Source organism: Streptomyces sp. NPDC047085 (assembly GCF_040643735.1).
Lineage (GTDB): Bacteria > Actinomycetota > Actinomycetes > Streptomycetales > Streptomycetaceae > Streptomyces.
In genome coordinates this window covers 249,145-264,024 of the sequence record NZ_JBEYUW010000007.1, presented here as the reverse complement: position 1 = coordinate 264,024, position 14,880 = coordinate 249,145, and the positions used below count along the sequence as shown (strand labels likewise).

The 14,880-nt window shown below is 71.4% G+C and carries 10 protein-coding genes; 7 read left to right on the top strand and 3 right to left on the bottom strand.

The annotated features are described in order from the left end of the window. Positions 1-22 precede the first annotated feature (22 nt). Positions 23-931, top strand: a complete 909-nt coding sequence (gene mltG, locus ABZ865_RS24860; protein WP_361234283.1) for an endolytic transglycosylase MltG — start codon at positions 23-25, stop codon at positions 929-931. A gap of 12 nt (positions 932-943) precedes the next feature. On the opposite strand, the gene ABZ865_RS24855 is transcribed toward mltG, so the two are convergent. Next, positions 944-2,059, bottom strand: coding sequence for an NAD(P)-binding domain-containing protein (locus tag ABZ865_RS24855; RefSeq protein WP_361234280.1), 1,116 nt, complete (start codon positions 2,057-2,059; stop codon positions 944-946). 212 nt (positions 2,060-2,271) lie between these two features. Between ABZ865_RS24855 and ABZ865_RS24850 the strand changes: the two genes are divergently transcribed. From ABZ865_RS24850 to ABZ865_RS24830, 5 genes are all read left to right on the top strand, one after another. Beyond that, on the top strand, positions 2,272-2,694 hold the full coding sequence (locus tag ABZ865_RS24850) for a secondary thiamine-phosphate synthase enzyme YjbQ (protein WP_361234277.1): 423 nt from the start codon (positions 2,272-2,274) through the stop codon (positions 2,692-2,694). A 604-nt stretch (positions 2,695-3,298) separates the two neighbouring features. After that, a complete protein-coding gene (locus tag ABZ865_RS24845; protein WP_361234274.1) occupies positions 3,299-4,282 on the top strand; it encodes a hypothetical protein in 984 nt (327 codons plus the stop codon). Positions 4,283-4,288: 6 nt separating this feature from the next. Further along, positions 4,289-6,175, top strand: a complete 1,887-nt coding sequence (locus ABZ865_RS24840; RefSeq protein ID WP_361234271.1) for a hypothetical protein — start codon at positions 4,289-4,291, stop codon at positions 6,173-6,175. Further along, complete coding sequence (locus ABZ865_RS24835) at positions 6,175-7,476, top strand: hypothetical protein (protein WP_361234268.1); 1,302 nt, start codon at positions 6,175-6,177, stop codon at positions 7,474-7,476. The genes ABZ865_RS24840 and ABZ865_RS24835 overlap by 1 nt, the downstream gene beginning before the upstream one ends. Further along, positions 7,473-9,488 (top strand): vWA domain-containing protein, encoded by a 2,016-nt coding sequence (locus ABZ865_RS24830; RefSeq protein ID WP_361234265.1) that lies wholly within the window; start codon positions 7,473-7,475, stop codon positions 9,486-9,488. The genes ABZ865_RS24835 and ABZ865_RS24830 overlap by 4 nt, the downstream gene beginning before the upstream one ends. A 28-nt stretch (positions 9,489-9,516) precedes the next feature. Here the strand turns inward: ABZ865_RS24830 and ABZ865_RS24825 are convergent, their stop codons facing one another. Next, entirely contained in the window at positions 9,517-10,407 is an 891-nt protein-coding gene (locus ABZ865_RS24825) for a hypothetical protein (protein ID WP_361234262.1), read from the bottom strand. A gap of 821 nt (positions 10,408-11,228) precedes the next feature. Here ABZ865_RS24825 and ABZ865_RS24820 point away from each other — a divergent pair. Continuing rightward, positions 11,229-12,413 carry a type III polyketide synthase gene (locus ABZ865_RS24820; protein WP_361234259.1) on the top strand — a complete coding sequence of 395 codons (1,185 nt, stop codon included), beginning with the start codon at positions 11,229-11,231 and terminating at the stop codon, positions 12,411-12,413. Between the two features lie 162 nt (positions 12,414-12,575). Here the strand turns inward: ABZ865_RS24820 and ABZ865_RS24815 are convergent, their stop codons facing one another. Continuing rightward, positions 12,576-14,738, bottom strand: a complete 2,163-nt coding sequence (locus ABZ865_RS24815; RefSeq protein WP_361234256.1) for a SpoIIE family protein phosphatase — start codon at positions 14,736-14,738, stop codon at positions 12,576-12,578. Positions 14,739-14,880: the final 142 nt, after the last annotated feature.

Genomic DNA, 14,880 nt, shown 5'->3' with positions numbered 1-14,880 from the left:
ATATACGTATTACCGTGCCCGCATGCAGAAGAACACTCCGCCACGGAGCACGATGCGGCTGACGCGCCGGGGCAAAATCGTCCTCGTCGTCGCCGGCGCCGCCCTGGCCGGCACCGCCGTGGCGGTGCCGCTGTTGGTCATGGACGGCGGTCACGGGGAGGCGAAGACCGCCACACTGGTCATCCCCGAGGGCTGGCGCGCCGGCCAGATCTACGACGCCGTCGACAAGGCCCTCAAACTGCCCGCGGGCAGCACCCGCAAGTCCGTGGCCAAGGCCGGCCTGAAGCTGCCGAACGCCGCCGAGGGCAACCCGGAGGGCTACCTCTTCCCGGCGACCTACCCCCTGGCCAAGGGCGCCACCCCGGAGTCGGTGCTGCGGCTCATGGTCGACACCGCCAACAAGAGGTTCAACGCCGCGCCGGTCGCGGCCGGGGCCCAGCGCAACGCGATGAACGTCTACCAGGCCGTCACCATCGCGAGCATCGTCCAGGCCGAAGCCGGCACGCAGGCCGACATGGGGAAGGCGGCCCGGGTCGTCCTCAACCGGCTGGCGCGCGGTATGCCGCTGCAGATGGACTCCACCCTCAACTACGCGCTGAACCGCAACACGATCCACACCACCGCCGACGACACCCAGATCGAGAGCCCGTACAACTCCTACCAGCGCCTGGGCCTGCCGCCGACGCCGATCGACAACCCCGGCGAGGACGCGATGCGCGCCGTGCTCAACCCACCGCCGGGCGACTGGCTGTACTTCGTCACGGTCAAGCCAGGTGACACCCGTTTCACCGCCGACTATGCCCAGCACCAGCGCAACGTGGCCGACTTCAACGCCTTCCAGGCCGCCAAGGCGCAGTCGCGGACGCCGAGCCAGAGCCCACAGCGGAGCACCGCCCCGCGGCAGTCGCCGGGTAATCAGCCATCCCCGTGAGCCGGCGGGACGTCAAGCGGCGACCGGTTCCTCGGTGGCCAGCAGCCGCCTGATGTCCCGTACGGCCGCGCGTCCGGCACGGTTGGCTCCGATGGTGCTGGCCGAGGGGCCGTAGCCGACGAGGTGGATCCGCGGGTCGGCGACCGCGCGGGTCCCCTCGACCCGGATCCCGCCGCCGGGCTCGCGCAACCGCAGCGGCCTGAGATGGTCGAGCGCGGCCCGGAACCCGGTCGCCCACAGGATGACGTCGGCGTTCACGTGCCGTCCGTCGTCCCATTCCACTCCGTCCGGGGTGATCCGGTCGAACATCGGCAGCCGGTCGAGGACCCCGTCGGCCAGGCCCTGCCGGATGGCGTCGTTGAGCGGCAGGCCGGTGACGGAGACCACGCTCCTCGGTGGCAGCCCCTGCCGTACCCGCTCCTCCACCAGCGCCACGGCCGCCCGGCCCGCCTCCTCGTTGAACGGGCCTTCCCGGAAGACGGGCGGCCGCCGGGTGACCCAGGTGGTGGCGGCCGCGTACGGGGCGATCTCCAGCAGGTGCTGGGTGCCGGACGCCCCTCCGCCCACGACCACGACCCGCTGCCCGGCGAACTCCTCCGGCCCGGCGTACTGCGCGGTGTGCAGCTGCCGCCCCCGGAAGTCCTCCTGCCCGGGATAGCGCGGCAAGAAGGGCCGGTCCCAGGTGCCGGTGGCATTGATCAGGGCCCGGGCGGACCAGATGCCGTCCGAGGTCTCCACGAGCAGCCGCCCGGCCCGGACGTCGCCGGCGTCGTCCTCGGTCCCGCCCTCGCCCGCGGACCGTACGGCCGTCACGTCGACGGGGCGCCGTACCCGCAAGTCGAAGGTGCGCTCGTACCGGTCGAAGTATTCGCGGATCACCTCCGCCGACGGCCGCGCCGGATCGGCGTCCGTCAGCTCCATGCCGGGCAGCGCGTGCATGCCGTGCACCTTGCCGTACGTCAGTGACGGCCAGCGGAACTGCCAGGCGCCGCCCGGGCCGGGGGAGTGGTCCAGCACCACGAAGTCGCGGCCGGGTTCGAAACCGGTGCGCCGCAGGTGGTAGGCGCTGGACAGTCCTGCCTGTCCAGCGCCTATGACGACTACCTCGACCTCGCGTACATCGTTCACGCTTGCACCAACAGCGGGCCGGGCGTCGGTCTTCCCGAGAGGTCGTCCCGTCCGGGCATCGGTCGTCCGCGTGTCCGACGGCAGCGCCAACCGTCACCGATCAGGTCGTCCGCGAGTCGCGCGGTTCGGCCCGGCGAGGCGAGCGCCCCGCGTTTCAGGAAACGGTCCCGCGAAGTCCGCTGAAGCACGGCGTATGGGTCAGGATGGAGTGCATGTCAGATGCCTTCACCACGCGAGTGCTTCATGTCGCCACCGGGACCCAGGAACGGGTCGTCGACCTCACCAGCGACTGCGAGGACTTCCTGAGCGAGGCGGCGGCCGGCCGCGACGGTCTCCTCAACATCTTCGTCCCTCACGCGACCTGCGGTGTCGCGGTCATCGAGACCGGCTCCGGCAGTGACGACGACCTCCTGGCCGCCCTGCACACCCTGCTTCCCGGCGACGACCGCTGGCAGCACCGGCACGGCAGCCCCGGCCACGGCCGCGACCACGTCCTGCCCGCCCTCGTCCCGCCCCATGCCACCCTCCCGGTGATCGATGGCCGCCTGGAACTGGGGACCTGGCAGTCCGTGTGCCTGGTCGACACCAACAAGGACAACGCCAACCGTCAGGTGCGGCTGAGCTTCTTCGGCTAGGGATTCGCTTCGGTGGGACTGTAGAGGCGAGGTCCAGCCGCGCCAAACGACCCGGAACCTGAACGGCGAGGCGCGGATGCGGTGAGCGTGCCCGGCCAGTGGATCCGGGCCGCGCCGTTCTTCTGTCACAACAGCCGCGTCGGCCCCTCGGCAGACGGCTGTACCCGGGCCTGGCTCGCCTCCGCCGCCCACCTGGCAGCTGCGGAACGCTCCTCGATAACCGCCTACTGGTCCCGAGCCGATTCGGACTCTCCGGCTCCCATCCGATCCGGAGAACAGATGGCAGAAACGGCAGTAGCATGCGTCACAGGAGCCGGAACCAACGGTGGGGGGTTACGTGTCCGTACAACGGGGGACGGCGTGTGTCGTTTTCGATGTTGAGACGCTTGCGGACGGACCACCGGCGGCTGACTGGGCGGAGGGCCCCTTGCCGGTGCGATTAGCCGCCGGAGTGGCCGACCGGGAACGGCGGATGACGTACTTCGAGCCGCGCGTTGGAGAGTCCCTCTACGGCGCGATCGGTCACCCTTCCCGCTGGCACCGTTCCGTTCCCCCTCTCCCGCATGCTCCCGGCGGGACGCCCGCCGCACCCGTGGTGGAGGCGATGGAGGTGCTGCGCCTGCCCCCGGTCCTGGCCTCAGACGCGCCCCGGCGGGCCGTCGTCGTGCTGCACGTGCGGCTGTCCGGCGATCCGCTGAACGACCTTCCGCGGCTCCGCGACCTGACAGCGATGCGCGTGGAGTACGCGCGACTGCTGCCCGCCGGGGTCCGGCCCCTCGAATCCGAGCGCAAGGCATGGGTCCTGTCGCACGTCACGTTCGACGACGGAGTCCTGCCCGAAGTGATGCCGCCGGCGTACGCGGGGTGGGGTGCCCGCGACCAATGGCTGTGGTTGTCGGCGTCCGCCACGCCGGTCGATCGCTTCCCGCCCGATCCGGAGGACGACGGGCTGTTCGCCGGGAGAGTTCGGCTCTCCGCGGACTGGCAGGCGCTGGTGCTACGGGACGGCGCGGCCTTCGTCGGTATCTCACCGGACTCGGGCGACGACGCCGGCTTCCACCCCAGGGCCGAGTCGCTCGTCCACACCATCTACCTCGATGCGTTCCTCCTCGGACGTTTGCAGGTGCTGGGCGTCAACTTTCTGGCCAATGCCCTGGCCCGGCTGCCCGCGCGACGGGCGGAGGCCCGACGCCTGCTCGACCTGGAGCGCAAGCAAATCGAACTGCGGCGGGCGCTGTGGTCCTCCCACATCACCGCGCACGGCAACGCCAACACGCTCCTCGAGCGCTTCCAGGAACAGCACCGACTGCCAGGACTCCTCACACAGGCCGGGACAGCGCTCGCCGATGCCGCCCGCTATGTGGAGACCGCCCGGGCCCGGCGCAATGGGCTCGCCGTCGGGCTGCTGTCCACCATCGGGCTACCGTTCGCCGTCGCCTATGCGGCCGGGGCGCTGTGGGGGGAGCCCGGGCCGAAGACGCTGCTGTTCAGCACGCTCACGGCGCTCGTGATGACGGTCGTGCTGTTCATCGCGATCCCCGCCCTGCGGGAGCTCGCGTCCGCCGAACTTCGAAGGCCGGAGGACTGATTTCCCTTGCTCGTCTCGCTTTACCGTTCGGGACCGCTCAGGCAGCGGCTGGCCAAGGGGTACATGGTGACCGGCCGGCCCCGAGACCGGGACCAGTACGGCCTGGAGACCCGGGCGGCGCTCACGGCACGGCTGCTGGCCAAGCCGCCCCGGTTACCCGTCCTGCCCACCGGTGTGCCCTTGACCCTGCGTAGCATCCCCCGGGCCCCTGCCGCGGTGTGGATCGACACGGGACATATCGTGCTGCACGACCAGGCCATGCGGAGGGCCGTGGCCGGGGCGCTGGCCGAGGCCGTCGCCGTCGTGGCCGACGAGACGCGGAAGGCCGGCGGTCTCCTGATGCCGAGCGGCTGGGTTCCCGGCGGAGGTGACGACCCGGCGGGTGGGTTGTGCGCGGACCTGCACTCCCTCGAAGTGGTCAGTGACGTACAGCGCGAACTGCTCTGCAATCTGGTCCGTGAGTACTCGCCGTCCCTGATCTCCCTGACAGCACGCCAACTCCACGGTCCCGCGGGTGCCTCGCCCAGGGGTTCAGCTCGCCTCTCCCGGGCCACCGACCAGGTCGCGACGCGCTACATCGCCTCCTTCTCGTCTCAGCACCTCGACCGTGTACGGGCCGGGCTGCGGCGCAACGAGCGGCTGGCCCGGCTCGAGGCGATGGACGTCAACCCGCTGGGTGAGGCGAGCCTGGCGGCGGAGGGCGACGTGGCCCTCCGCCTCTTCGACGCCCAGATGTCGATCTCTTCGACCATGGTGCACGCACTCGTCGCGCAGGCGATCGCCATGCGGGTGCGGGACCTGGAACGAACGGGCCAGCGGGTGCGCTCCGTCCCGCAGCCCGTGCTGGAGCGCAATCGCTCACGGGCGATCGCCCACGGGCTGGCCGCACAGTTCGACGTCGAGCAGCGGTCGTCGGCCGGCGGACCAGCGAAGCCGAACGGTGCTCGTACGACCACGACCGCGATGGTCACGGCGCGGCAGGCGGCGTCGGCGATGCTCGCTGAACTCCTGCCGTACTTCCGGCAGCTCGATGCCCACCCCGACGAGCTCTCCCAGATCTTTCTGGGTCTGGAGCTCACCGTCGACGCGTCCTCCGACGGCTTCGTGCGCAACGAGAACGACCTTCTCGCCAGGTGGCACGCGCAGGACACCGGCCTGCTCGCGGCCGACCGGCTGGCGAAGGGGCTGAGGTCACCCGAGTGGCTGATCAAGGATCATGTCAGCGCCGCCAACCTGGACCGTGCGGCAGGCAGCACCTCGGCCGCCCGCGTCTGGCTGGCCGAGCAGCTGGACCCCGCACGTGCCGTGCCGGACCGGCAGAAGACCACCGGAACGTCGGGACAGCGCCGGACGGACGCAGCGGCCAGCCACCCGGCGTCTCGTTCGGACAAACGCAGCAGGCCCCACGCCGGTCTGTCCGCCGAGCGGCTCCTCGACGTAGTGGCGGGTGCCGACCGGACGCCTGACGAGATCGTCGAGGCACTGCGCGTGTACTGCCGCTCGGCCACCGTCCTCGATCTCACCCGGCCGTTGCGGCAGCGGGACCGCGAGGAGGCGAAAGCCCTGCGCCGTGTGTTGCGCCCGCGGCGCGCCCAGCAGGTCAGCTGCGACAGCCCGTTGTCGTCGTGGGACGAACCCGCGGCCGGTCGCGCGCTGAGCAGCGCCGGCGAGTCGGGACTCGCGCTCCTGCACTGGGACGTACCCGAAGCCGACCGCTCGCGGGTACGCGCGGGACTTCGCGCGCTCGGTCGGCCACCTGGCGGCGTCAGAACCATCCTGCTCACCGACACCACGTACACCGGAAAGGCGAAGGAACGCCGCGGCACGGTAGAGCTCCTGCTGGTCGCGCCGGCGGGGGACAGGACGACCGACGCCACCGAGGAGGCCACCTGATGACCACGGCACATGTCGCGGCCGCCGTGCCCGTCATGCTGGATCTGCGGGCCCACCGGAAGGTGCCCGGATCGCCCGACGGCTACGTGGAGCTGTGGGAGCGACTGGAGCCCGTCCTGGTGACGGTCGACCCCCGGTCGGGGCCGCGGGTGCGGCTCGACTTCGGCGAGGAAGGAGAGGTCGGGGTCTGGTTCCTCAGCCCGGCCACGGCGCCTGTGCCCTTCAGCGCGGCAACGCCCTTCGCCGTACGTGGGGTTCTGGAGCCGCCGGCGGTCCGGTACCCCTGCGACACGTGCCGGGCCTCCGGAACGACCACCTATGCCCCGTTCACCTGCACCGGCTGCGGCACCAAGGAGAGACCCGGCCGAGTATGCGACGCTCACGCGGTCTTCCTGGAAGGCAGTCTCCGGGCGTCCTGCGCCCGGCACGTACCCACCTGCCGGTGCGGCCGGCCGGCCCGTAGCTGGTGCGGGGGCCCGCGCTGCCGGTCGGGGCGGGCGTGGTGCGGTGACCATCTCGTCGCGCACCCCGGCGATGCCTCCCTGGCCTACTGCGTGGACTGCCACGCCGACCGCTTTCCCGCCTGCGAACGGGCCGGTTGCCCGGCCACGGGGCACATCCGCTGCGAGCACCGCACCCTGGACGACGCGCGCGCCTGCGGCCGCCGGGTCTGCGGCGAGCACGTCATGCGGTGGCAGATCTACGGATCGCGGAGCAAGGGGCTCGCGCTGTGCAGCCGACACCACAGGGATCTGCGTGGGTCCGCTCCCGAGGCCCTGGTCGCCCTCGTCGTGGCGGGTACCGTGGCACGTTCCCAGGCCCGCCGTGGTAGCCGGTACGGCGGACGCAGGGCGGCGTTCCTGCCGCGTATCGGCATCGTTCGGCACATCTTCATCAACACCCGCCAGCTCGTCCTCGACATGGGGGCCGTCGACGCCCTGTTCGTACGGCTCCAGGACGACCTGCGACGCCGCGGCGCCAGGGACGGCGGCAACCTCGTGCAGACCGCTCTCCGCCTGCTCGACGAGCAGGCGGCGTCACGGCGCGAGGACGTGCAGCGGTTCCGCGACAGCCACGAAGAAGGACGCGGGCACTTCGCACGGTTGCGGACGTTGCTGCAGCAGTCCGGAAAGCACGAGCTCGCGGATGCCGTCACGTTCTCCGACTACAGGCGCAAGAGCAACATCCTCTTCGTGCGGGTCCCCCAGGAAATGCGCAGCCGGTTCATCGGTACCGGCGGCGCGGTGGTCAAGGATCTGCGGACGCGGCTCGGTATCAACATTCAATTGGAGCGGGAATGAGTGTCCCCGGTTTTGCGCCGGACAACACACGGCTGATCACGGCGACGGGGCAGGGGCTCGTGGCCGGCAACCGACTGGCCCTGTCCGCGCGCCGGGTCTCGGCGGAGACCGCGGGTGTGCTCCTGCCGCGCGGCACCGGCTCCGACCGGTCCGTGGCCGTACGGCTGGTCCCCGTCCCCGAGCTGCCCGAGGACGTGCTGGTCGTTCCGGAACAGCTGGCCCTGGAGTACGGGCTGGCGGAGGCGCCGTGGAGTCTGAACCCCGTGGAAGCGGCGGTGCCGGCGGCAGTGGAGCTGGAATCACCGGCCGAACTCTCCCTGGACGAGGCCACCCGACGTGTACAGAATTCGACGCTGCTGTCCGGCCACGTCTTCGTGCACGGGGACGGTCAAGGACACGCGGACGAGTGGATCGACGTCGGGGGCCACCCCTTCCGGGTGCGTTCCGCCACCGATCGGTCCGGGCAGCCGCTGGACGGACTGCTGAGCATCGGCGCGGCGACGAGGATCAGCGTGTTCGCCCCGGGTGTGCGGAGCGCTGTCGACATCGTGGTGCTGGCCGACTGCAGCGGCTCCATGGGGGCCGATGACATCCCCGACGTACGCGAAGGCTTCCGTGTCCGAAGGGACCTCCGAGTGACCCGGATGGAAGCTCTCAAGAGGGCCCTGCGCACGATGATCGACGCGCGGGCTCAGGTGGACGGCTTGGTCACGCGGTTCGCCCTCGTCCGGTTCGACCTCACCACCCAGGTGCTCTTCCCCGGGCGGGACGGCATGGCCGAGGTGACGACCGCTCCCGGGGACCGGAGTCTGGAGCAGCTGAGAGGTGCCGTCACCCTGCTCAAACACGGTGACCAGCCCACCGACATCGGAAAGGCCCTGCACCGGGCGGGGGAGCTGCTCTACCGGCACGGCGTGCCCGACAACGACAAGCTCATCGTCCTCGTGAGCGACGGCGCGCACTGGGCGCCGCTGAGCGAGGACCGCAGCGGCGAGTCGGTCGTGGGCACGGAAGACCCGGTGTCGACGATGGAGGAACTCCACACGGAGCTCGGCATCCGGCTCCACGCGGTGGGGATCAGCGACCAGACGCTCTTCGGTCGCTGGTGGGAGGACTACTGCAAGCAGCAGAAGGTCCGTCTCCAGCCGCCCCAGCACCTGGTCCCCAACCACGAACTGCTGCAGCAGTTGGTCGACGTCGCCGGCGGCGACCGGCACCGCATCGGGGGGGTGGAAGTGCTCGAGGAGTACTTCGCGGAGCTGGGCAGCGGCGTCGCCAGGTCCGTCGGCTCCCCGGCGCAGAGGCGGCTGCCCGCGCTGCAGCTCGACCCCGCAGCCGTCACCGTCGCGCCCCGTCGCGCGGTGGTCGACCCGTCCCGGCGGGAGCGGTGGGAGACACAGGTGGAGACCGCCCTCGGGCTCTACTCGGAGATCTGCGCGGCGTCGGTGCCCCGGCTCGGTTACGCGCTGTTCGACGCGGCGCCGCCGGTCGACCTGCAACGGCTGCGACGGATCGCCGTGAGCCATATGGATTTCACCGCCTGGCTGGCGGCCGCCTACAAGGTGTTCCACGAGCGCATCCACAAATCCGTCCGTTTCCCCAAGTCGGACCCGAAGTACGCGGCGAAACTCCCCTTGCCCGCACTGGTGGAACCCTTGTGGGACGGGCGGTTGGGAGAAGTGCACGGACTGCGCAATTTCTTCCTCCACAACCCGGAGTACGAAAAGCGGACGGAGGAGCAGAACCGCCAGGTCGGCGAGGTGCTTCTGAAGCACACCGGAATGTACGCGGTGGGTGAGGAGGACGCCGAGGGCTGGCAGCGGCTACAGGGAGGTCTGCTCCGCAACCTGTCGGCGGTGCTGAGTGAAGTCCTCGAACTGCTGGTCTCCCCACCGCCGGGTCAGGGGGAGCACGTTCCTGCCCCCGCCGAGCCGGCCGCGCCCGCCGCCCCTGCGCCGTCCGCGCCCCCGGCCGCCCTCGAGGGCGTACGTGTCGTGCAGCAAGGGTGGTGACCGACGGCCACCGGCCGACCGGACTCCCTCAGGCTCGCTGCCGGAACAGTGCGGCGACCCATCGCAGGAGCCGCCGCCACGTCGACCGTCCGTCTCCCGTGCCGGGCACGGGAGACGGAGCCTTCGCGGCCTTCTCGCGCGCTGCCTGTTCTCTCCTCTGCCGCCTGCTGCGGGACAACTCCCTTTCTGCTGCGACCCTGTACGAGGTGTACTGCAGGACCCGGGCCACCTCCTCGTCCATCGTGGCAGCCGTGTGCCCTGTCGCGAGGACGGCGGTCGCGGAGCGGAGCCGCCGGGCGTCCTCGTGCCGCTGTTTCTGCCGCAGATGCTCGAGGATGTCCGGGAGGCGTGCGGGGCGCTCTTCCACGGCGGCGAAGAGAACCGCGACGGCACAGTTGTGCACGCCGCACACCCGGAGATGGTCGTAGACCTTCAGCGCCCGATCGAGGTCTTCGGCGGCCTGGCGGACGGTCCGTACGAGCAGTCGGCGGTCCTTCCGGGCCGTGAGGTTCTTCATGACTTTCGCGGTCTGCGCGGGACCGCTTCTGAAGAGTCGTGAAATGTCGCGCCGAAGCATGTGCGGGTCGCCCTCGCCCATGACGCGCCGCAGGTGCTGTGCCTGGTCGGGGGCCGAGCCCGGGAGGGGCGTGTGCTGGACGGGCACGCTCGGAGGCGCCTTGGGGGCGGGTACGCGCGGCGACTTCTTCTTCTTCTTGGGGCGGACGCTTTCCGTCTGCTGCTGGAGCGGCCCGCCCGCCGGGCGCGGTTTTTCCTGCGGGAGCAGGATCTTCTGAGGCGCCGGCACGCCGGTACGGGGGCGGGTGCCCGGCGACGCGGGACCGGCGGCCGAGCGTGCGGCCGAGGAGCCGCCGCTCGACGGCGTGGCGCCACGCTCGACGGGCAGGACGATTCTCTGCACCGGTTGCTGCGTTCCCGACTTCCGCGGTTTCCGCGCCATGAAGTCCCGTCCTTCCCGTTCCGGTCCGAAGGCCGCCACCGTGCACCCCTCATGATGCCCAAGAGAACCCACGGGTGAGACCGGATTGCTCCCGCGGTGCGGCGCCGGCTGCCATGTCCCTATCCACCGTCCGGGACAGTCCCGGAAGCGGGGCGAATGGTGAACACCGGTCGTTTCCCGCGAAGTGGCGCAGCGATGCGGAGTGGTGACTTCGCAGGTCACGCCTGCGCTGGGGTCGGCGTTCCGGCAGAGCATCACTTCCGCCGCCGCGAGCGGCGCGGACGTGGCCGACGAACTCGCGCCGTCGTGATCCCAGGGGTTGTTGGCGGTGCCATGGATCTCAGATCGTGGGCAGTCCGGCGATGGCGACGCGCAGATGCCCTGACACCGTTCGAAGTTGTGGTGCAGGAGTCCGCACCGTTGCGCTCGGCGACCGGCTCTGTAGTGAACGCCGTCAGGCCGCGTCGAGCTCCGCTGCGCGTTTTCCCGTCCCCCGAGGGTCTGCCGGTGGGAGCTGCAGCTGACTGACGGTTCGTCAGGTAGGGCGGGCGGGAGTGCTGTGAGTGCCCTTGTCTCGGCGGTGTGTGCCGTGTCACGCATTCCCGGAGCTGCCTAAGTTATGTGCATCACAGCGGAAATGTCCCTTTAGTGGCCATGCTCGAAACGGACATCGGCTCCCGAAGTGGAGCCCTTCGGCAACCTCTTGGGCGCGACATCACAAAGTGACCCATGACACAGCACTCGTGACATTCCTGCCTGTTTCCCTGGAAAGGTGCCCCATTATGGCCGCTTACCTCTGCCCTCCTGCCGTGATACACGGCGAGCACGCCGTGGAGACCAGCCAGATCGTGGCGGAGGTGCGCGACCGGCACGCGCATGCGGCGTGGGCGCCGCGGATCGACGGCATCGCGGCCAGCACCGGCATCGAGACCCGTGGGTGGATGCTGCCGCTGGAGACCGCCGTCGCGCCCGGCAAGGGCGGCGGCCTACAGGGTGTCGGCATCGGGTCGGCCCAAGAGGCGCTGGCGCGCGACGGATTCAGCCAGCAGGACGTGGACCGCGTGATCGCCGCACTCGAGGCGATACCCGGGCCGCAGACCGTCCAGGAGCGCACCGCACCGGCCTGGGAGGCGGTGCAGTCCTACGGGGAGCGCGCGGCGCGCGGGGCCCTGCAGATCGCCGGGCTGGACGCGGCGGACATCGACTGCCTGATCACCAGTCACTCCACCACGCCGGCACTGCCGGGTCTGGACATCGCCCTGGCCAACAGGCTCCCGCTCCGCAACGACGCGATGCTGCTGCCGGCCACGCAGTGGGCCTGTATCGCGGGGACCCGCTCCCTCGCCCTGGCGGCGGACCTCGTGGCCGCGGACCCCGACCGGGTGGTGCTGGTCGTGATCGCGGAGGCGCTGAGCACGACCTACCAGCCCGCGGACGACACCCTCGAGTCCCTGATCGTCCGGTTGCTGTTCGCGGACACCGCGGTCGCCGCGGTGGTCACGGGCCGCCCGAGGCGCGAGTCGGTGCTGCGGCTGGACGCCGCCTGGCACCACACCCTGCCCGGCACCCACGACCTGCACCGCCTGGAGACGCGGGCGGACGGCACGCACTTCGTGATGGACCGGCGGGGGCCGCGCGCCGTACAGGAGACGGTCACCGCCATGTGGGAGTGGCTGCGCGTCCGTTACCAGGACGACCCCGACTCCTGGCACCCCGACCTGCTGCTGGCGCACCCCGGCGGGACCCGGGTGCTGGAGTACATGGAGCAGACGATGCCCGACGCGTGGCCGTCGGGGCTGCTGGACTACAGCCGGGACAGCTACACCAGCGGCAACCGCGGAGGCGCCGCCGTGTTCGACATCATGCGGCGGGCGCACGACGCCGGGCAGAAGCCGGGCAGTCGCGCCGTCCTGTACGCGGCGGCACCGGGCCTCACCGCCACCGCCCTGGAGGGGGAGTGGCTGTAGCGCGAGTCAGCGCCCCCCGCACCGGCGAGTGGGCCGCCCGCAGCACGGGGCACGGCGCCGGTGAGGGCGCTTTCCGTACCGTCGCGGGCGTCGGCTGACGCGCACACCGCCCGTATCCTCGCGGCGCGCCCCACGTCGGCCGCGCCCCGCCCCGCGGCCGTGTCACCTCGCGACTTCGGCCCAGACCACCTTGCCGGTGTCCGTCCACCGCACCCCCCACCGGGTGGTGAGCCTGTGCACGATGTGCAGGCCACGACCGCCGTCGTCGAGAAGGCCGCCCCGGCGCAGACGCGGCCTGCCGTTGCCGGTGTCACCCACCTCGCACAGCAGGCCGTGACCGGCCCTGATCAGCCGAACCGTGATGGGACCGGTGGCGAACCGCACCGCGTTCGTGACCAGCTCGCTGATCAGCAGCGACACGTTGTCCCGGGTGTCGTCCCTGGTGCGCCACTGCCGCAGCAGCGCGCAGACCTGCGCGCGGGCGCGGGCGGGCGCGTCGTCGCGGGCGGGCAGCCGCCAGGTCGCGGTGTCCCCCTTGCGGTAGCCGATCATTCGCGCCAGGAGCAGGGTCACGTCGTCGCGCTGGCACACGGGCGCCAGCGCGGAGACGACGCGCCGCGCGGCCTGCTGCAGGGCGTCCCAGGGGTGCACCCTGGACACGGCGTCCGCCAGTCTGCCGATGCCCTCTTCGATCGACGTGGCCGGATCCTCCACCAGGCCGTCGGTGTAGAGGGCGAGCAGGGAACCCGGGGGCGCGGGGAAGGTGTGCACGTCGAACGGCTCCCGGAGCGCGAACTCGGCGCCCAGGCCGGGATGAGGGTGGACCGCGACCGGCGCCGCGTGCCCGTCCGGGGACACCAGGACCGGGGGGAGGTGGCCGGCGCTGGACAGCGCCACGCGGTGGCTGACCGGGTCGTAGAGGGCGATGCAGCAGGTCGACCCGAGGGCGCTGTAGCCGGCCGCCAGCCCGGACTCCGCGTCGTCCAGCACCGTCACGGTCTTGTCCAGGTGCTCCAGCACCTCGTCGGGCGCCAGCCCCGCGGACAGCAGGGCGCGGGCCTCCATGCTCAGCTGGCCCATGGTTGCCGCGGCTCCCAGGCCGTGTCCGACGACGTCACCGACCACCAGCGCGGTACGGCCGTCCGGCAGCGGAAAGCTGTTCACCCAGTCGCCGCCGACGCCCGCGCTGTCGGGGGTGGCGGGCTGGTAGACGCTGGCTATCTCGATGGTGTCGCCGCCGGTCCGGGGCAGCAGCCGGCGCTGCAGCGCCAGCACCTGCGTGTGCTCGCGCTGGTGCTGACGGGCCAGGTCGACGTGATGGACGGTCCTGGCCACCAGTTCCTGCAGGTCGAGCAGCTCGCTGTCGCGGAAGGGGCAGTCCGCCCGCCGCCAGACCTCGGCCACCCCCAGCACGACGGGCGGCTCGCCGTCCAGGACCAGCGGTATGCAGGCCACACCCGCCGACCGGCTGCCGGGAACCAGGGCACGTATCAGCCGCGGACAGCCGAGCACCCGCTCGACCGCCGCCCGGTCGGGTATGACGATGGCCTGCGGGGCGTCGTCCCGCCGTACCGCCTGCGCGAGAAGGCGACTCGCGTCGCTGGGAAGATCGTCGCCCGGAGTCGCATAGCCCTCGGGCCACGCCCGGTCCGGCACCAGGGCCGCCCGCCGCAGTCGGATGCGCCGCTGCGTCTGCCCGATGACTCCCTCGCCCGTCCACACGGCGAAGTCGAGGTCGACGGCGGCCACGTCTCCCCAGGCCAGCAGGGACTCCGCCAGCGACTGCGCGGTCTCGCCGATGTCCAGCGAGGAGCCGATCGCGGTCTCGGCGGCGTACAGGTGGAGTCTGCGGGCCATGGCGATCAGGGAGACGGTCAGGCCCTCCTGAGGCGCCGCGGCGGGCAGGATGCTCAGCGAGACCACCAGCTCCGACCCGTCGCCGCGCCGCAGGCGCTGGATCCGGGCGACGTGCGCCTCGCCGGATTCCAGGACCTGCCGCAACCGCCGTGTGACCGTCGGTACGTCTCCAGGAGGCAGGAGATCGACGAAAGGAGTCCCGGCCGCGGCGTCCACGCCCGCGAATACGGGGGCGTCCAGGTTGCTGCGGGTGATTCTCAGGTCCCGGTCCAGGTTGACCACGCCGAGAATCTGCTCCTGACGGCCGGCTGCCGCGTCATCAGGTACGCGCCGGCCGGTGGCGCGGTCGTCCCGCGCGTCGGCGGGACCGGCGGCCGCTGCCGCTCCGCCGCTCGGGATGTAGCGCCCCAGCGCACCGCTGAGCAGGTCGAACGGCGAAGAGGACGATGCGGAGGGTGTGGAGTCCATGCGGCCCTCTCAGCAATCCCCGGCGCGGCGCCGGGGCCGTACTCGGACCCGTCCGACGGGGCCCGAGATCCCGGACGGCATACCTCATTGAATAACACCGGGAGTCGCTTCGCCCACATCAGCGGATCACGCCGTGAACGCG